Source organism: Empedobacter sp. UBA5924 (genome assembly GCF_002431085.1).
GTDB classification, from domain to species: domain Bacteria; phylum Bacteroidota; class Bacteroidia; order Flavobacteriales; family Weeksellaceae; genus Empedobacter; species Empedobacter falsenii_B.
The window spans coordinates 1-19,891 of the sequence record NZ_DJDM01000001.1 but is presented as its reverse complement, the minus strand read 5'-3'; the positions used below and the strand labels follow the sequence as shown (position 1 = coordinate 19,891).

Here is a 19,891-nt window from a genome sequence, read left to right as displayed (position 1 = left end):
TTTAGTTCAAATTATTCAACAACTGTTCCAAACTCATGTCATCTTGTATCAATACCTGTCTTGCTTTACTTCCTTCGAAAGGACCAACAATTCCAGCAGCTTCCAATTGATCAATTAATCGTCCGGCGCGATTATATCCTAATTTTAATTTTCGTTGTAATAAAGACGCGGAACCTTGTTGATTCATTACAATTAATCGTGCAGCATCTTCAAAAAGTACATCACGATCAGATAAATCAATATCTAAATTAGATCCACCTTCTTCACCAACATATTCTGGTAAATGCATTGCATCTGGATAACCACGTTGTTCACCAATAAATTCGGTGATTTTATCGACTTCTGGTGTATCAACAAACGCACATTGTAAGCGAATTAATTCGTTTCCAGTGGTGTACAACATATCACCTTTACCAATTAATTGATCGGCTCCTTGCGAATCTAAAATCGTTCTCGAATCGATTTTTGACGTTACACGGAAAGCGACACGTCCTGGGAAATTGGCTTTAATTGTTCCTGTAATCACATTTACAGACGGACGTTGAGTTGCAACAATCAAGTGAATACCAACAGCACGAGCCAACTGAGCTAAACGAGCAATCGGTAATTCAACTTCTTTACCAGCTGTCATAATCAAATCTGCAAACTCATCCACGATTAATACAATATATGGTAAGAATCTGTGACCAGCTTCTGGATTTAATTTACGTTGTTTGAACTTCGCGTTATATTCTTTGATATTTCGAACGAAAGCATTTTTCAATAATTCGTAACGATCATCCATTTCAATACAAAGTGAATTTAACGTGTTAATTACTTTTGTATTATCTGTGATAATTGCTTCTTCCGAATCTGGTAATTTTGCTAAATAATGACGCTCGATTTTAGAATATAAAGTAAGCTCAACTTTCTTAGGATCGACCATCACAAACTTTAATTCAGATGGATGTTTTTTATAGATTAACGAAGCAATAATTGCATTCAAACCAACCGATTTACCTTGTCCCGTTGCACCAGCCATCAACAAATGAGGCATTTTTGCTAAATCGGCAACAAAGGTTTCGTTCGTAATTGTTTTCCCGAAAGCAATTGGCAATTCCATATCAGCATTTTGGAACTTTTGAGAAGCAATTACCGAATGCATGGAAACCATCGAAGGATTAGAATTTGGAACCTCAATACCAATTGTTCCTTTTCCAGGAATCGGCGCAATAATACGAATACCAAGCGCAGCCAAACTTAAGGCAATATCGTCCTCAAGATTTTTGATTTTAGAAATACGAACACCAGCTTTTGGTACAATTTCGTACAATGTAACTGTAGGACCGATTGTTGCAGAAATTTCATCGATTCCGATTCCATAGTTTCCTAAGGTTTCGACAATTCTATTTTTGTTCGTTTCTAATTCTTTTTGATCAATTAAGGTATTTCCGTTGTCATATTTTTTTAACAATGAAATAGGAGGAAATTGATAATTTGGTAAATCTAAACGTTGATTGTATTCACCTTGCTCTTGTACCAATCGAGCAGAAGTCGCTTCAAATTCTTCTTCTTCATCAACGTGTTGAACTTTTAATTCTAATCCATTTTCAGAAGAGTTTTGAGTTGGTTGAATTTCTGTTTCTAAATTTTCTTCATCATTAATTGATAAAAAATCTACTTGATTATTTTCTTCCTCATCATCTGCCAAATCTTCAACCACTAATTCTGTAATATTAAGTGGAGTTTCTTCGATTGTTTCTTCCTCTTTTGGTTGATTAATTTTAAATTCTTGATGAAATGCTTCGTTTGGATTTACTTTATGAGATTGAATTGCTTCTTTCTCTTGTTGTTCTATCAATTCTAATTCTTGCGATAAACTATCTTCTTGTTGCTTTTCAGCATCTTGATTGAATTTATTTATCTTTTCTTGTTCTTCTTTTTCCTTACGTTTTCTTAATTCAAGCTGTTCTCTCTTGATTTTTTCTTGCTCTTTTTCTATGCGCTCAATTTCTTTTTGTTTCGCACGTTCTTCCATTTTTTCTTGGATAGATTGATACGTCATTCGGAAATGAATGACACAATAAATCAATAAACTAACGAAAAGCAATAAAATTACACCCCATTTACCAATAAAGCTATTTAGGAAATCATTAATTTCAAATCCCATTACGCCAGAAAACATGTGTTGAGTTGGTAAAATACAACCAAAAAATATTGGCAACCAAATCATGAAGAAAATGCTTTGATAAAGCGTTGTGAAAGGCTTAATTTTTTTCCAATTTGTAGCAACTTTAACTCCTAAGAGAATAAAGAAGACTGGGACAAAAAATGAAACAATTCCGATTCCTTGCAAAATGAATGTTTCACCTAATAATGCGCCAAACTTCCCGAAAATATTTTCGGCGGTTTGACTTTTATCTAATAAATCAGAGATTTGGCTCTGATCCATAAAACCATTAAAAAAATAAGAAATAAACGAAGCTAATAGTAATAAACCGATTACTAAAAACAGTATACCTATAATTGTTTTGACGATTTGTTTTTTAGGAGTTTTTGGTGTTTCCTGTGTGTTTTTTATAGCCATTTTAAGGTTGAGTATAATTGAAGCAAAAATAATAAATCTAAAAGTACGAATCTAACGAAAAGTATTTAATTTTATATAAAATGATAAAGACTAAGATGATTTAATTTTTTTTTATGATGAATACAGAAAGCCCTTTTTTTATTTTATCCTTATTATTTGGTCTAATATTTATAATTATGGGAATTGTACAATTAATTTTTCCTGCAAAAAATATTAATCCATTATATGGTTATAGGTCAAACTTATCAATGAAAAATATTGAGAATTGGAATTTTGCACAAAAATATTCCAGAAAAATTATGTTTTATTTTGGAGTAATTTTTTTATTAATTGCCTTATCAGGACTTTTATTTGAAATAAATTACATCTTTGCTTCAATTATTTCACTAGGTTGTATGACTACCTTTTGTTTTTTAACATTCGTTTTGACAGAAAAAAAATTAAAAAAAATGAATAGATTTAATTCTTAAAATTATAACCATTATATTTGCCAATAGTATGGAAAATTTTGTTGTTTCAGCCAGAAAATATCGCCCGTTAAATTTTGAAGATGTAGTTGGACAAGCGTCTATTACAAATACTTTGGAGCAAGCGATAAAGTCAAATCAATTGCCACAAGCTCTTTTATTTTGTGGACCAAGAGGTGTTGGAAAAACAACATGTGCTCGAATTTTAGCGCGTAAAATCAACGAAGAAAATGGAGTAGAAGGCGATCAAGATTTTGCTTTCAATATTTTTGAGTTGGATGCGGCGTCTAATAATTCGGTTGATGATATCAGAAATTTAATCGATCAAGTGCGTATAGTTCCTCAAATTGGGAAATATCGTGTCTACATTATTGATGAGGTTCATATGTTGTCAACAGCGGCTTTCAATGCGTTTCTGAAAACGTTAGAAGAGCCACCTGCACATGCAATTTTTATTTTGGCAACTACAGAAAAACATAAAATTATTCCTACTATTCTTTCTCGTTGTCAGATTTATGATTTCAAAAGAATTGGAGTTGAAGATATCAAAGGACATTTGAAAAATGTTGCTGAAAAAGAACAAGTAACTTTTGAAGATGATGCATTGCATTTGATTGCTCAAAAAGCTGATGGTGCCTTACGCGATTCATTGTCAATCTTTGATAGAATGGCAACTTTTACGAATAAAAATTTGACTTATTCTTCTGTTGCAGAAAATTTGAATGTATTAGATTACGATTACTATTTCAAGATGACAGATGCGTGTTTGGAAAATGATATTCCGCAAGCGATGTTGCAACTGAATGATATTTTGAACAAAGGTTTTGATGCTCATTTATTTATTTGTGGTTTGGGTGCTCATTTCCGAGATTTATTGATGGCGAAAACAGCTAATACAGTAAGTTTGTTGGAAGTTGGTGAGCGTATAAAAGCAAAATATTTGGAACATGCGCAAAAATGTTCGGCAACGTTTTTATTTGGAGCAATCGAAATTTGTAATGAAGCAGATTTAAACTACAAATCGAGTAAAAATCCACGTTTAACAGTTGAAATTGCACTGATGCAATTGGCTTCGTTAACAGCAGAAGAAAACGGGCTTAAAAAAAAAAGTATAGGATAGTTCCGCCAACGTTTTATTTTTCTGAACAACAAACTTCTAAAATTGAAGTTCCTCAAGTTCAGCAAAATAATTCTATTCCACAAAATGGACAAACTCCGCAGCAGGTAAATACGCAACATGCTAAAACTTCGATTTCTGAAGAAGTCAAAGAATATACGCGTGCTTCAAAACCGATCAGAACAAATGGTAATTCGTCGTTTAGTCTTAAAATGGCTTTGCCTGGGGCAAAAGTTGAAGAACATCAGGAAGAGATTTTACGAAATGATTTACCTCGAGAAAAGTTTACATTGGATCAAGTAAAAGAAGGCTGGAAAAGATTTTTGGATCGATTAAAAATCGAACATAATATTCCGTCTTATAACGCTTTGATGACAACAGAACTTGGTTTGGAAGGTGATGAAATTATTTTCGAATTTACTTCGCATTCATCAGAACAAGAGTTTGAGGAATACCGCGATCGAATTAGAAATAGTTTGAGAGCATTCCTTAAGAATCACTATTTTAGTATTCAGATTAAGTTTTCTGAGAAGGAAGCAACGAATCATATCTTATCAAACAAAGAGAAATTTGAGAAATTATCAGATAAAAACCCTATTTTGTTAAAATTAAAAGAAGAATTTGGTTTAGATTTGTATGATTAATGAAAGTTTCTTATTAAACTTGCAATAAATTTTTATAAATAATGAAAAAAGTTCTTTTAGGGATTTTTGTTGTTGCGTCGTTAGTGTCTTGTAACAAAGGAAAATCTGTAGACAAATTAGAAAGCGAAGATCAAAAAGCTTCTTATGCTTTCGGAACTGGTCTTGGTGAGCAAATCAAAGGTCTTGGAGGACGTTTAGTTGAAACTGATAGTATCAACTACGATCAATTAGAAAAAGGGATCCGCGATTACTTAAAAGCAGGTAAAGAAGGTAGAGAATCTTACGCGATTGGTCAACAAGTTGGTCAGCAAATTGAGACGGTTATTAACCAACAACAATTAGATCAAATGGACAAGGATATTATTGTTCAAGGGATTATGGATGTTGTACGTCACAAAAAATTGTTGATTACACAAGAAGCGGGAATGGGAATTTTAGATACGTATGCAAAAAATCACCAACAAAACTTGGTTAAGAAAAATGCAGACGAGTCTAAAAAATTAGTAGACGAGAAGAAAAAAACTTCTGGTGCTAAAACAACTGCTTCTGGATTAGTTTATGTTGTAGAAAAAGAAGGAACAGGTGCTAAACCAAACATTAATAGTATTGTTAAAGTAAAATATACTGGTAAAATTTTAGCTACTGGTAAAACTTTTGACAGTACAGATAAAAACCCTGAAGCTAAAGGAGGTGTAGAATTTCCTTTGAACCAAGTTATTCCAGGATGGTCAGAAGGTTTACAATTAATGTCTAAAGGATCTAAATACAAATTCTATATTCCAGCTAACTTAGGTTACGGTGAAATGGGAGCTCCTGGAGGACAAATTGGACCAAACCAAGCATTAGAGTTCGAAGTAGAATTAGTAGACTTTAAAGAAGGTCAACCAGCGCCACAAGGTCAACCAGGTGCGCAAGGAGGACAAGGTTTATCTGAAGAGCAAATTAAAGAATTACAAAAACAATTCGAAGCTCAAGCACAACAAGGTAAATAATCATCGATTAGATATAACAAAAAAATCCACTCAATTGAGTGGATTTTTTTTATGGATTAATTTTTAAATTATTTCAAATATTTAAAAATTTGATTTGCTTCTACAGAACCTTTTTTGATTGTAACAAGATTTTTATCCTTGTCGAATAAATAAAATGTAGGAATAGAAGTTGGTTGAAAAATTGGACCAAATTCGTAATTAGAATCATATAATAATTCTACATTTTTATTGTTTACAAAATTAGATGCGTGCTCTTTTAGGAAAGGGATAGCGTCTTTTGCTTCGTATTCAGAAACCAAAATAATCTGAGTGTTTTTTAAATGTTCTTCGTAATTATTGCTAAAATGATTCAAGGCTAATTGGCAGTGAATACATGTTGGCGAATATAAAACGATTAACGTTTGTTTTCCTTTTTTGATATCTTTTGAACTGAAAATTCCTTCGGATTGCATTTTTACAAAAGAAAATTCTGGAATAGATTTTAGCGTATTTTCTGTTTGTGCAAATGTAAAAATCGAACAAAAGAATATCAATAAAGCAGTAATTTTTGTTTTCATGTTTTAAGAAAAATTTTGACGAAAGTTAGTCAATTCTATCCAAAATAAAAACGACAGTTTATAAAACTGTCGTTTTCCTATTAAATAAATGCTAAAAATATGTTTAACTCTGAGAAAATTAGAATTTGAAATTTACTTGTGCAGCCATATTAAATGGATCGATTTGGTTGATGTAACCTCCACGGAAGTAAGAATTGTATCCTAACTGATCTGTAATGTTATTAAAGAATAAACGGAAGTCAAATCTTTTCATAGAATATCCAACTTGCGCATTTAATGTATAATAATCTGGCAATAAGAAAGGTTTGCTTCCTCCGTAGAAATTACCATGAGCATCACGATCTAAACTTTGTTCGTTAGATGGTCTTGAACCTACGTAGTAAACACCAGCAGAAACAGTGAAACCATTCAAGAAATTATTTTCAATAAATTTATATTGAACCCAAGCATTTGCTGTATTGTAAGGCGCATTAGATGGTCTTGAATCTTCTACATATTGAGGAGAATCGTGGTAACCAGCATCTAAGTATGCATATCCTAACATAACTTGTAAGTTTGGTAATGGACGACCAGCAACTTCAAACTCGATACCTTTACGTCTCAAATTACCAGCTTTTTCGTATAAACCAGTTGCTGTTTGATTTTCGTATGTTTCGAATGTTAAGTTATCGTTGTTCATGTTGAAGTAAACTACGTTTGCACGTAAACGGTCGTTGAACCATTGTGTTTTAACACCAACTTCTACTTGATCTGTAACAGAAGGTCCAGCTTTGCTTCCATCAGTCATAATGTTTAAAGCAGAGCGTAAACTTGTGTTTGTTGCATAAGTAATGTAAGCATTTACATTTCTCCAAGGAGAAACAACTAAACCAACAACAGGATCTACAACACCATCGTGGTTATCGATTAAATAGCTATAACGTAAACCTCCAACAAATGTGATTAAATCTTTATAAGAGAAATGATGTTGTGTCATAAATCCGTAAGAATAACCTCTTGATAGATTTGTTTTGTCTTTGTTCCAAGCTAATTTAGCTTCTTGCTCAGGAGTTAAGTTGATCGAATGGTTAATATCTTTGAAAACATCAATTTGATCAATAGTTCCGATACCATCTGCAGTTCTTGTTTCTAAACGGTTGATTGTATAATCATATCCAGCTTGCCAATTCCATTTGAAATCACCAAATCTCATATCTTTACCAATCAAGTCAATTTGTAAAGTCGAGTTTCTATCATCTCTAAAAGAACGACCTAATCCACGATTACGAATGTTATATTCTGTACTTCCTTTTGGTGAAGCTAACGTTGCTCCTAATTGGTCACTGTTGTAGAAGTTACTAAAGTAAGCAACTCTAGCACTAATATTATTTGTTAACTGTCTTGTAATACGAGCAGCGTAAGAATAGTTTTTGATTTCGGTATTATCGATATCATATCCCATAAATTTATCACCGATATCGTATAAAGCTTCAGTAAAATTATCTCCTAAATTGATAGTTCCACGATCTGGCGTTTTATCTCCTTTGTAATAATCAAACTCAGCAACAAATTCAGTTTTATCATCAATTTTCCAAGCCATAGATGGATTTACATAGAAAGAATTACTGTTAATAACATCTCTATAACTATCTCCATTGTTATATGAACCTGTTAAACGGAAAGCTAAATTTTTATCTTCTGTAACTGTTCGTTGAATATCATATGTAGAACGGAAAGTATTCCAGCTTCCATATTGAGCAGAAATATGTCCTTGGTTGATGTAACGTGGCGTTTTTGTTGTAACGTTAATTACACCTCCAGCAGAACCTAATCCATTTCCAATTCCTTGTGTAACCGCAGCAGAACCACGAATAACTTGAATAGATTCTACACCAGCCATATCAATAACAGCAGATCCTGTACGGAAATCAGAGTCCATACGAACACCATTTTTTAAGACAGGAACTCCTCTATATCCACGAATAGACATCGACTCGCGAATACCTCCATAACTTCCAAATAACGTAACACCTGGTACATTACGAGTAGCATCTGTAATTGTTTGTGCACCTTGTTCTTCAATTAACTTTTCAGAAATAATTGAAATAGATTGAACTTGATTTTGAGGATTTGCAGGAAAACGTGTAATTGTTTCTAAACCTCTTTGATTCTTGTTACGATCTCCAAAAATTTCAACTTCTTGTAGATTGCTAATTGAATCTTTTTTCTCTTTCGTTGTTTCTTGAGCAAATGCCGTAGAAAAACTAAGCAGAGTAATTGACGCAAGTAGAAGATTATTTCGTTTCATATGTTATATATATTTATTCTAAATAAAATTAATAGTGCAAATTTAATTAGACTTAGTATAAATAAAAAAAAGAAATCGACTGATAGATATCATCTATCAGTCGATTTTGTTAAATATTTTAAGAAAATGGATGTTTACTCGAAAAAAGAGAAGTGTACGTTTCCGTATTTTTTGTGTTGTACAAAGTTTGGATGCTCTTCAAAAGAAATGCTTGATGGGTGTTCTAAAACAAAATTTCCACCTTCTTCTAACCATTGATTATCGATAACCAAATTTGGGATTTTTTTGTAAGTTTCTACATCCAAATCGTAAGGAGGATCAGCAAAAATAATATCAAACTTTTTGATTGGTTGCTTGTCCAAATATTTAATGACATCACTTTTTACAGTAGAAATAATATCATCTAATTTTAATTGTTTCGCTGTTTCGTCCAAAAATTTTACACAACCGTAGAAATTATCAACCGAAGTTACTTTTTTTGCTCCACGTGAAGCAAATTCTAATGAAATACTTCCAATTCCAGAGAATAAATCTAAAACGGTAATTTCGTCGAAATACCATTCGTTGTTTAAGATATTAAATAAAGCTTCTTTCGCGAAGTCTGTTGTTGGGCGCACCGGCAAGTTGGTTGGTGCTGTGATTCTTTTTCCTTTTAATGTTCCTGAAATGATTCGCATTCGAATAATTTATATAATGTAAAATATTGCCCAAGTTGTTTGTCTGCTTCGTTAAACGAAATATGACGCACATATTTTTGTAAAGTTTCGTAAAAATCTGGCGAATTTAAGATATCGCCAAAAGCATACAATGAAACGGTATTTGGACTAATATTTAATTGATTTAATGTATACAAAATGTAAAACAAAAAGTCTTCTTTCGTTTTTGTTTCAAATAGATTATAAAAAATAAATTCTCCATTGCTCAACACGCAAACTTCTAATTTTTGATGCATTAAATTGATATAAATTTCATCGTTTTTAGAATTAATCATTCCATAATCTACCAAGAATTTGCCCGAATGATACAAACGCGCATTTTGCAAATTCGGTAATGAAAGCAAAATATCTTTTAGTGGATAATGAATATTGTAGATAATTGATGCATCTACATTTTCCAAAGGACAATCGATCGCTAATTTTACAGGACTATAGTTAGAAAGTGATAACAATTCCTCAAAAGGTTTGTGCGCAAAGTGATTTGGAACAACATTTACAGTTGTCGACAAAAAACAAATATGCACATAATCATATTCTTGTAGCAAAGTCAAATTAGAACGCAATTCATGTTCAATCTCAATTTCCGTTTTGTTAAGATTTGTAAAATCTACCGAATAGTCATACACATCCGAGTACGAAGTCGTTTCTCCGTCGGTTGTTTTGGTAATATAACTAAGCATATCGTGAGATAGTAAAATCGCTAACGAATGTTGAGTTGTTTTTGACATAAATTTTTCTTTATCCTTGAATTTTTAACTCGTTGATTAAGATATATATTAATCCTAATGAAATCAAAAATAACAAAATTTTGAAAGCAATCTTCATACAGAAAATTTATTTTAGCAAAGATACTATAATTATTTTGTTGATTAAAGAAGCATTTCAGCCGAATCTATTTTAAATTTACAGAAATTTGAAATTAAAAATTGTGAAAAAAATAGCCGTAATTCCAGCTCGTTATGCAGCAACACGTTTTCCAGGTAAATTGATGCAACAATTGGGCGATAAAACTGTGATAAGAATGACGTACGAAAATGTTGTCGCTACTAATTTGTTTGACGATGTTTTTGTGGTGACAGATTCTGATTTAATTTTTGATGAAATTGTTTCGCACAACGGAAAAGCAATCATGAGTATCAAAGATCACGAAACAGGAAGTGATAGAATTGCTGAAGCTATACAAGATATAGAATGTGATATTATCTTGAATGTGCAAGGCGATGAACCATTTGTGAACGAAAAAGCTTTGGCAGATATTTTATCCTCTTTTGATGGAGAATTGGGAAAAACTGTAGATGTGGTGACTTTAAAAGAATCCATTACAAAGGAAGAAGATATTAACAATCCTAATTTTGTAAAAGTGGTCACTGATATTAACGATTTTGCATTTTATTTTTCGCGTTCAGCAATTCCATTTGCACGTGAAACTAATTTTACACCAAATTATTTTCGTCATTTAGGGATTTATGCGTTTAGAAAAGAAGCTTTGTTGAAGTTTTCAACACTTGAAATGCGTCAAAATGAGCGTGCAGAAAAATTAGAACAATTACGTTATTTGGAATATGGAATGAAGATTAAAGTGATTGAAACCGAATCGATAGGAGTAGGAATTGATACACCAGAAGATTTAGAGCGTGCAAAAAAGTACTTATCCACTATTGTTAAAAAATAATCTTTAAACTTTTTATGATTTATATTTGCCCTAAAATCAGCTATACTTGACGTGGAAATGAAATAATTAAGTTAATTAATACTTAAAAAATTATTTCGGTATGAATGTTGTTGTAAAATGGAGTAAATAAGTAAAATAGTGATTATGAGTGATTCATGGAAAGAATACGAAGCAGAAGGATTAATTGAAAAAAGATCCTTTTTAGTTTCAAAAGATGGTCTTGTAAAAAAATTATACACAGGACAAGATAAATACAAAATCTTAGAAGGAGCGATTAACAATGGTTATCGTGCGATTTGGGTAACAAAAGCAGACGGAAAACGTACAGCTAAATATGTACATAAAATGGTTGCCGAAACTTTTTTACCAAATAAAGACAATAAAGAATATGTAGTGCATTTGGATCATAACAAATTAAACAACGCAATGGATAATTTGAAATGGGCAACATTGGACGAATGGAAAGAGCACAACAAGGATTTATTTAGAATGATGAAAGGACGTTCTCGTTTAGACAGTATTCCAAATAGTAAGTTGACAGAAGCACAAGTTATTCGTCTGAAAAAGAAATTAATTGATCCAAATAGAAAAACAAAAATTTCTACACTAGCAAAACAATTTAATATTTCTCAAGGTCAGGTTTACCGTATTTTAAGAGGTGAAAATTGGGCTCATATAGAAGTTAAAAAAGACTAAAAGACAATATTTCTTTACAGAACTTTAAATTAGTTTTTATATCTTGTTCGACAGATTGTTAAAAATTAAAAAAGTTCTTATGTCGAAATTGACGTTTAGCGCGCTTATGATTTCATTATTTTCTGTGACTACATTTGCACAAAATGCAGAGAAAATAATCGAAACTCATATTCAAAAAACAGGAGGAGAAGCAGCTTGGAATAATTTGAACAGTATTATCCTAAAAGGAGAAGCCATTATAAATGTTGGAGATTCTTATCCAATGATTGTTTATCATCAACGCCCTTACAACAAAAAAGTAGTGTTTGTGATGAATGGAAAAGAAATCTTGAACGAAGGATATGATGGTAGAATGGGATGGACATACAGTGAAGTTGCTAAGAAAAATGTAGCTGTAAAAGATTATAAACCAGACTCTTTTGATTCGGATATTTTGAAATATAAACAAAAAGGATTTAAAGTAAAATACTTAGGTGTAGATAAATACGATCAAAATAATAGCTGTTACAAAATAGAATTAACAAAAAATACAAATTCTACAATATATTGTTTTGATAAAAATTCGTACGAAATTGTAATGGAAAAAAATAAAGACGAAACACTTTATTACTCTAATTTCAAGACGTATAACGGATTATCTTTTGCCACAAAAGTGGTAGGAAAACCAGTTGATGGAGGAGAATATGTGATTAAATTTAATGACATAAAAATCAACCCAGCAATAGATAAGAAAAATTTTAAATTCTAAATATATAAAAAGTGGTTCATCAAGAATCACTTTTTTATTTCTGTTGATTTATACTGCTTAGGTAGTATAAGTTTTTTACTTTTGTACTCTGAATGAAGAAATTAAAATATGGCTTTAGACTCTATATTTGATCAAAATAAAAAATACGAGAAGAGCTTTTTTCTAAGATTATTAGAGAAAGCAAGAAAAGATTATCCAGATTCAATTTCTTTTATAGATGATCTAATTTCTAAACTTCAAAATAACCCTACATATCGATTAATTTTTCGCGAAAAACTTCAAAATACATTCGGGAAAATCAATTTCGTTAGCTATTTAGTAGATAGTGGAATTCATCTGGAAGATAATTTATTATCCATTTTTCGAAAGAAAATAATGGATTCTCTTTTACCAGATATCGAAGATAATAATGAATTAACTTCTGTGGTAAATGAGATTTTTTATAATTCGAAAAACTTATCAGCAATCCGAATTATTCCAAGAGATCGTTGGCGAAAATTTTTCGAAGTATTGTATCAAGATATCGAACCAGATAATTTTAAAGGAAACGTTAACAATATTCAGAATCAGCTTTTACAAGCAATTTCTATTTTGACGGTTCGTATTACTGGAGGATTTTCGGATAAAGAAATGATGCGTTACAGTAACGAGGTTAATTATCTTGATAATCCATTCTCTAAACTTTCGATGCAGATTAGTAACATTATCGAAAATCCACAAGCTGGCTTTGATATGTTAGAAATCAAAGAAAGTATTTCGAAATGTAAACATTTGTTAAATGATATTTTAACACAAAAAGATTACAAAGGAATTTCATTGAAAGTTGCATCAAAAATCAATCGTTTGCAACAACAATTAGTTCGTTTGCAAACAATTTTAAATAGTTATAATGAACTAAGATTACACGGAATAATTTCTTTCTATAGTCTTGCAACAAAGAAATGGGTTGAATTTTATGCACCAAAGAATTTTATGAGTAATCAGTTAGGTTCTACGGTTTATTTAATCACTTTCTTAGTTACTTATCATAATGGTAAGACAGGAGAAAAATATATTACGCAGACAGCCAAAGAGTATAACAAGATGTTTTGGACAGCTTGTGGAGGTGGTTTTATTGTTTCTTTTTTGTGTTTTATCAAAACCGGAATTGGAAATATACATGATACATCGCCATTGTTTAAAGCATTTTTCTTTAGTATTAATTACGCTGTTGGTTTCTGTACGATTTATTTGACACATATGACGCTTGCTACAAAACAGCCTTCTATGACAGCAGCTCGTTTAGCTCGTTCGCTTGTGCCGACTTCTGGTTCTGAACTGAATGTGAAAGATTTTACAACTTTATTTGCGCAATTAGTAAGAAGCCAAATGATTGCTTTTTTAGGAAATGTTGTTGCAGGTTTTGTGGTTTCATTAGGAATATTTTATTTACTCAACGAAATCTTAGGATTAGAAGTTTTAAAATATTCTAAAGCGTATCATTATTGGGAAGAATTGGTGACAATGGATTGGCATATTTTTTACTTTGGAGCAATTGCTGGAGTCTTCTTATTCCTTTCAGGATTAATTTCGGGAATAACAATTAATAATCAACGTTTTCATAATATTCCAGAACGTATTTATAATCATCCCATTTTGAAGAAATCATTTTCAGAACGTAGACGAAGAAGAATTTCGAATTGGTTTGAGAAAAATATGGGTGGAGTTGTAGGTAATGTTGCATTCGGTTTTATGATGGGATGTGCTTTTTTGATTGGTGATTTTACTGGTCAACCTTTCGATATTCGACACATTACTTTCGTTTCAGGAAACTTCGCGATTGGTATTGGAGGAATGGGCTATCATTTTGATATTGGACCAATGATTATTGGTTTTATTGCAATTTTTATGGTAGGTTGGAGCAACTTCTTAGTTAGTTTTATCTTATCATTATTAATGGCAATGCGATCTAATAATATTCCTTTTTATAAGATTTTTACGATGATTTCACATACATTAAAAGCATTTTTCCGAAATCCATTACCATTTTTTATTCCGCCTTTATGGACAAAAAATAAAGAAGAAGCTTAGTTAGAAATGGAAACAAACTTAGAAAAACAATTACGTTACGATAAAGCTTATCTTAAAATGGCTTTTGAATGGGCGAATCTATCCTATTGCGAACGCAAAAAAGTTGGTGCAATTATTGTTAAAAATCGAATGATTATTTCTGATGGTTACAATGGTACGCCAAGTGGTTTTGAGAACAAATGCGAGGACGAAGCAGGGAATACAAAATGGCATGTTTTGCACGCCGAAGCAAATGCAATTCTAAAATGTGCAACGTCTACACAATCTGCAGAAGGAGCGACATTGTATATTACACTTTCGCCTTGTACAGATTGTAGCAAACTTATTTTGCAAGCAGGTATAAAGCGCATCGTTTACATTCAACAATACAAAGACCTTTCTGGGTTAGAGTTTTTAGAAAAATCAGGAATTACAATTCGACAAATTACAGAAGAAGAATTATACATTTAGCATTTCAATGAGAAGTTTTTTCAAGGTTATTAATATCGTATTAGTTGTGATGATTATTTTCTTAATCGGTTTTATGGTTGGGAAAAAATACGACTTTGCGTTCGATGAAAACAAGGATATTGTAGGTTTGCAATATTCGGATAACGAACAAAAAATTCGTCGATTAGTTTCTTTGATTGACAATGAATATGTGAACGATGTTAATTCGGATAGTTTGGTTGATGATGCGATTCATTATATGGTTGCCAAGCTAGATCCACATAGTACATATATCGACAAAGCTTCTGTACAAAAGGCAGAAGAACAATTGAAAGGTGAATTTGTGGGAATTGGAATTCAATTTCGTACAATGAATGACACCATTGTTGTTGAACGTACGTTGCCAGGAACTAAGAATTATGGTAAACTAGAATTTGGAGATCAATTAGTTGCTGCAGATGATCAATCTTTGGTTGCAAAAGATAATAAAACGATTGAAGGTTTATTGAAAGGAAAAAAGGGTTCGGAAGTTAAATTATCTGTTATTCGCGATCAAAAACCAATTTCTGTTACGCTAAATCGTACGATTGTACCAATTCCTACGGTTACTGGAAAACATATGTTAACGAAAGATATTGGTTATCTTAAATTGACTCGTTTTTCCGAAAATTCTGCAAATGAAGTTCACGAAGGTTTACAAAATTTATTGGATCAAGGAATGAAAACTTTGGTGTTTGATTTACGTGGAAATCCAGGTGGAATCATGCATATTGCCGAAGAGATTGCCGATGAATTTTTAACGAAAAACGAATTGATTGTTTACACACAAGACAAACAAAAACGTAAAAAATATATTTACGCTACAAATAAAGGTCTTTTCGAACAAGGAAAAATTTACGTCTTAATGGACGAAAATTCTGCTTCTTCGAGTGAGATTGTTGCGGGAGCGTTACAAGATTATGGACGCGGAATTATCGTTGGTCGTCGTTCGTTTGGTAAAGGTTTGGTGCAACGCGAGATTAATTTAGGCGATGATACCAAAGTTCGTTTGACTGTTGCTAATTATTACACGCCTTCTGGTCGATCTATTCAAAAACCATTTGATAAAAAAACAGCGAAATATAGTGACGATTTATACAAACGATTAAAGTCGGGTGAATTATACAGTAAAGATTCAATCAAAATCAATAAAGATTTAGAGTTTACAGCACCTTCAGGTAAAAAAGTCTACGGCGGTGGTGGAATTATTCCTGATGAGTTTGTTGCATTAGATACAAATTCGGTTTCGAATTGGTTGTATTATAATCAAGATACAAATTATTTTAATGATTTTTTATTCAAGAAAATTTATTCAATTCACGATTTTTTCATGTTTCATAACGAAGCAATTTATTTGAAATATTTCAGTGCTGGAATGTATAGAAATGAGTTTTTAGGTGTTTTAGGAATTCCTTCAAATGAGTTTAACCCTGTCTTTTCAACAACTGTTGATAACTACATGAAAGCCACAATTGCTGGAACTTTATATGGTTCGCGTGCATTTTATCAAGTTTGGATGCCCGAAGATGAAATGATAAAGCGTATTTTTGAACTTGAAAAAATAACGAAGTAAATGCTGTGGAAAGATGCTTTGTATGACTATCAAATGTATCTGAAATTAGAAAAAAGAGTTTCTGCCAATACAATTGAAGGTTATCTACGCGATATTCAAAAATTAATTAATTATTCTGATAAACAACCTTTAGATTATTCACAAGATGATTTGAGGGATTTTGTACACGATTTTGCATCGAGCGAATATAGCGTGCGTTCACAAGCGCGTGTGATTTCTGGCTTGAAAAGCTTTTTTGGCTACTTACAACTCGAAGATTTTAGAGAAGATAATCCGACTTCTTTGCTCGAAACTCCAAAAATTGGGATGAAACTTCCTGATGTACTTTCTGAAAAAGAAATTGATAAAATGATTGAAGTAATTGATTTATCAAAACCAGAAGGACAGCGCAATCGTGCGATTATAGAAGTGCTTTATGGATGCGGTTTGCGTGTTTCGGAATTGATAAATCTCAAAATTTCTGATCTTTTTTTTGATGATGGTTTTATTCGTGTCATTGGGAAAGGAAACAAACAAAGACTGGTTCCGATTAGCGATTATACGATAAAATATATTAACTTGTACAAAGAAAGTATTCGTATTCATCTTCCTATACAAGTTGGATTTGAAGATTTTTTGTTCTTAAATAGACGAGGTAAAAACCTTACACGAGTAATGATTTTTACAATCGTGAAAGAATTATCGATAATTGCTGGAGTTAAAAAAACAATTAGTCCGCATACATTTCGTCATTCTTTTGCGACTCATTTATTGAAAAATGGAGCAGATCTTCGTGCAATTCAGTTAATGTTGGGACACGAAAGTATTACGACGACTGAAATTTATACGCATGTTGATCAAGAATTTATTCGAGATGCGATTATCAAATTTCACCCGAGAAATAAATAGTTTAATCATCCTGAATCTGTTTCAGATTTTACATTAAAATAGAAAAGAAATGATAAAATCATTCAAGTTTTGTCCCAATTGTGGACATACGATTGATCACTTTGACTTTAGAAAAATGACATGCAACAATTGCGATTTGGTCTATTATCAAAACGTAGCTGCTGCGGTGGCGGTTATTCTTAAAAAAGATGACAAAATCTTGTTTACTGTTCGTAATAAAGAACCAAAAAAGGGAATGTTAGATTTAGCTGGTGGATTTACAGATCCAGATGAGTCGGCAGAAAGAACGTGTCAACGAGAGATTGAAGAAGAATTAGGAATTAAAATTCCTTTAAAGAATTTCAAGTATTTTTTATCTCAACCTAATACATATGAGTATAAAGAAGTTCCGTATAAAACGTGTGATTTAGCATTTATTGCTGATTTTCCTGACGAAGAAATTGTTCTTGAAAAAGATGAAATTGCAGCTATAAAATGGATTGCTATCAACGAAATTAATTTAGACGACATTGGTTTTGATTCATTAAGAAAAGTGGTAGAAATTTATATTAATTCTTTGAAATAGTTCACATGATGTTGAAATAAGTTCAACCGGGCGTGATTTGTCAACCTAAACTCGTTTCAGGTTCTCATCATTAAAATATTAACAATGAAAAAAATACTTTTATTAAGTGCTATTTTCCTAACAATAGTTTCGTGTAGCACGCAGAATGTAGCGGTAGATTATGACCGAGATTTTGATTTTGAAACAAATAGAACGTATTCTTTTACGCAAACAGGAAATTTAGGATTGAATGATTTAGATTCTGCTAGATTATATTCTTCGATTGAAAAAGGAATGTTATACAGAGGTTTTCAGAAGTCGAATGATGGAAATTTAACGTTAGACGTGAAGCCAGAAGAATATGTTTCGAAGCAACAAAATTCTAATGTTGGAATTGGAATGGGAACGGGTGGTTATGGTTTTGGAGGTGGAGTTTCGGTTGGAATTCCGATTATGTCTCAAAAATTAAATCAAAATTATACGATTTCGATGAAGGATGAAGGAAGATTGGTTTGGGAAGGAACCTTGAAAATTCAAATGCCGTTGAAAGCTTCGCCAGAAGTTCGTGCAGCAAATATTCAGAAAGGTGTAACGAAATTGTTGCAAAAATTTCCACCTAAAAAGAAATAACAAAAACCTTGAGATTTTTCTCAAGGTTTTTTGTTTAAAATTTTGACTGATTTGAATATCCGATTCCAACGGTAAAATGCGGTCTCCAGCGTGTTTTTCTAACTGAAATAATTTATTCAAAACGGCACTTTCAGTAAACCAACGTTTTAACCTAAAAAATATTGGTAGATAATAACAATTATGTTAAGTGAAATATGATTGATATTTTCAAACTCTGAAAGATCCATTTTTTCTTTTACAAATTCTTCCATTTTTAATATATTTTTTCTGTGTCATCACGAGTGAAAAATAAATAACTTTACTATTTCTAATATCTATATTTCCATATTATATTTTTATACTATTGATAATTATATAAATTAATAATGATTTATATACAAATTTAATAAGACAGCATACATAATAATAAAATTAAAAAAGTAAACAAATTTGCTAATCCTATAATACATTTATTCAAAATACTTTTATATTAGTTAATCTATAATTAAATCATAATTTATGAAAACAATACTTTCAATAATATATCTTCTATCTTTTACTACAATATTCTGTCAAGAAAAATTAAAAATTGAATATGAATTCAGAAATGAGTTTGATTTTGAAAAAACTACAAATCAAATAAGTAAAGAAATATATAAAAATAGCAACGACAATAGGTTATATTTTGAGTTAATTACTTCTAAAAACGAATCGACTTTTAATAAAATTGATCGAGTAGACAATTCGCAAAATAAAAGTGGAGCATCAATAAGTTTTGTAAGCGGACCAGGAGGGTTTTATTATAAAAATATTAAAGAGAAGTATTCCCTTTCAGAAATAAATTATAATAACAAGAATCTACTTATTTATGATTCTATTAAACAAATGAAATGGATTCTTAAAAAAGAATATACAAAAATTTTAGGATTTGATGTGAAGAAAGCTATCCTTCAAGAGTCAGAGAATACATTTATTGAAGCTTGGTATGCGCCTAAGCTTGATTTTAAAAATGGTCCAACAAATTATGATGGTTTACCTGGAGTCATTTTAAAATTAACTATAATTAATAAAGATGGAAATCAAGAAAATAAACAAATTTATTCAGCAATAAAAGTCAATGTGAGTGATAAATTTAAAATTTCTAAACCAATAAAGGGAAAACAGTTAAATCAAACTGATTTTGATAAAATGATTCAAAAAGACAATATAAATTTTAATGAAACATTTTTACAAAAATAAAAAAGGTTAGACTAAAAAAAGGACTGTCTCTTAAAGTG

Annotated in this window: 19 protein-coding genes; 14 read left to right on the top strand and 5 right to left on the bottom strand. The window is 31.3% G+C overall.

The window, feature by feature from the left end; translation table 11 throughout:
- Position 1: 1 nt before the first annotated feature.
- Positions 2-2,566, bottom strand: a complete 2,565-nt coding sequence (locus B3792_RS00095; RefSeq protein ID WP_291047234.1) for an FtsK/SpoIIIE family DNA translocase — start codon at positions 2,564-2,566, stop codon at positions 2-4.
- A 113-nt stretch (positions 2,567-2,679) separates the two neighbouring features.
- Between B3792_RS00095 and B3792_RS00090 the strand changes: the two genes are divergently transcribed.
- The 4 genes from B3792_RS00090 (at position 2,680) to B3792_RS00075 (ending at position 5,786) form a co-directional block, all read left to right on the top strand.
- Positions 2,680-3,036 carry an SdpI family protein gene (locus B3792_RS00090; protein ID WP_286495544.1) on the top strand — a complete coding sequence of 119 codons (357 nt, stop codon included), beginning with the start codon at positions 2,680-2,682 and terminating at the stop codon, positions 3,034-3,036.
- Between the two features lie 28 nt (positions 3,037-3,064).
- Positions 3,065-4,153 carry a DNA polymerase III subunit gamma/tau gene (gene dnaX / locus B3792_RS00085; protein WP_282630296.1) on the top strand — a complete coding sequence of 363 codons (1,089 nt, stop codon included), beginning with the start codon at positions 3,065-3,067 and terminating at the stop codon, positions 4,151-4,153.
- Between the two features lie 209 nt (positions 4,154-4,362).
- Positions 4,363-4,794 (top strand): hypothetical protein, encoded by a 432-nt coding sequence (locus B3792_RS00080; RefSeq protein WP_115001825.1) that lies wholly within the window; start codon positions 4,363-4,365, stop codon positions 4,792-4,794.
- A 41-nt stretch (positions 4,795-4,835) separates the two neighbouring features.
- On the top strand, positions 4,836-5,786 hold the full coding sequence (locus B3792_RS00075; protein WP_125349774.1) for an FKBP-type peptidyl-prolyl cis-trans isomerase: 951 nt from the start codon (positions 4,836-4,838) through the stop codon (positions 5,784-5,786).
- Positions 5,787-5,854: 68 nt separating this feature from the next.
- On the opposite strand, the gene B3792_RS00070 is transcribed toward B3792_RS00075, so the two are convergent.
- The 4 genes from B3792_RS00070 to B3792_RS00055 form a co-directional block, all read right to left on the bottom strand.
- The gene (locus tag B3792_RS00070; protein WP_219034399.1) at positions 5,855-6,343 is read right to left on the bottom strand and encodes a TlpA family protein disulfide reductase; all 489 of its coding nucleotides are present in this window, start codon (positions 6,341-6,343) and stop codon (positions 5,855-5,857) included.
- A gap of 118 nt (positions 6,344-6,461) precedes the next feature.
- Positions 6,462-8,630 (bottom strand): TonB-dependent siderophore receptor, encoded by a 2,169-nt coding sequence (locus tag B3792_RS00065; RefSeq protein ID WP_291047235.1) that lies wholly within the window; start codon positions 8,628-8,630, stop codon positions 6,462-6,464.
- 134 nt (positions 8,631-8,764) lie between these two features.
- The gene (locus B3792_RS00060) at positions 8,765-9,307 is read right to left on the bottom strand and encodes an RsmD family RNA methyltransferase (RefSeq protein ID WP_280049619.1); all 543 of its coding nucleotides are present in this window, start codon (positions 9,305-9,307) and stop codon (positions 8,765-8,767) included.
- The gene (locus tag B3792_RS00055) at positions 9,283-10,074 is read right to left on the bottom strand and encodes a DUF3822 family protein (RefSeq protein ID WP_180905191.1); all 792 of its coding nucleotides are present in this window, start codon (positions 10,072-10,074) and stop codon (positions 9,283-9,285) included. The genes B3792_RS00060 and B3792_RS00055 overlap by 25 nt, the downstream gene beginning before the upstream one ends.
- Positions 10,075-10,274: 200 nt before the next feature.
- Here B3792_RS00055 and kdsB point away from each other — a divergent pair, with 200 nt between their 5' ends.
- From kdsB to B3792_RS00005, 10 genes are all read left to right on the top strand, one after another.
- Positions 10,275-11,018 carry a 3-deoxy-manno-octulosonate cytidylyltransferase gene (gene kdsB / locus B3792_RS00050; RefSeq protein WP_221854531.1) on the top strand — a complete coding sequence of 248 codons (744 nt, stop codon included), beginning with the start codon at positions 10,275-10,277 and terminating at the stop codon, positions 11,016-11,018.
- A gap of 144 nt (positions 11,019-11,162) precedes the next feature.
- Entirely contained in the window at positions 11,163-11,714 is a 552-nt protein-coding gene (locus tag B3792_RS00045; protein WP_038332702.1) for an HNH endonuclease, read from the top strand.
- 79 nt (positions 11,715-11,793) lie between these two features.
- Positions 11,794-12,462: a LolA family protein gene (locus B3792_RS00040; RefSeq protein ID WP_221627915.1), complete on the top strand. Its 669-nt coding sequence runs from the start codon at positions 11,794-11,796 to the stop codon at positions 12,460-12,462.
- Positions 12,463-12,570: 108 nt separating this feature from the next.
- Entirely contained in the window at positions 12,571-14,532 is a 1,962-nt protein-coding gene (locus B3792_RS00035) for a site-specific recombinase Gcr (protein WP_291068547.1), read from the top strand.
- A gap of 6 nt (positions 14,533-14,538) precedes the next feature.
- On the top strand, positions 14,539-14,982 hold the full coding sequence (locus tag B3792_RS00030; protein ID WP_291068545.1) for a deoxycytidylate deaminase: 444 nt from the start codon (positions 14,539-14,541) through the stop codon (positions 14,980-14,982).
- A 7-nt stretch (positions 14,983-14,989) separates the two neighbouring features.
- A complete protein-coding gene (locus tag B3792_RS00025; protein WP_115001817.1) occupies positions 14,990-16,573 on the top strand; it encodes a S41 family peptidase in 1,584 nt (527 codons plus the stop codon).
- Entirely contained in the window at positions 16,574-17,461 is an 888-nt protein-coding gene (xerD, locus tag B3792_RS00020) for a site-specific tyrosine recombinase XerD (RefSeq protein WP_038332712.1), read from the top strand.
- A 49-nt stretch (positions 17,462-17,510) separates the two neighbouring features.
- Positions 17,511-18,026 (top strand): NUDIX hydrolase, encoded by a 516-nt coding sequence (locus B3792_RS00015; RefSeq protein ID WP_291068542.1) that lies wholly within the window; start codon positions 17,511-17,513, stop codon positions 18,024-18,026.
- A gap of 84 nt (positions 18,027-18,110) precedes the next feature.
- Entirely contained in the window at positions 18,111-18,635 is a 525-nt protein-coding gene (locus B3792_RS00010; RefSeq protein WP_291062050.1) for a DUF4136 domain-containing protein, read from the top strand.
- Between the two features lie 498 nt (positions 18,636-19,133).
- Positions 19,134-19,853: a GLPGLI family protein gene (locus B3792_RS00005; protein ID WP_291047252.1), complete on the top strand. Its 720-nt coding sequence runs from the start codon at positions 19,134-19,136 to the stop codon at positions 19,851-19,853.
- Positions 19,854-19,891: the final 38 nt, after the last annotated feature.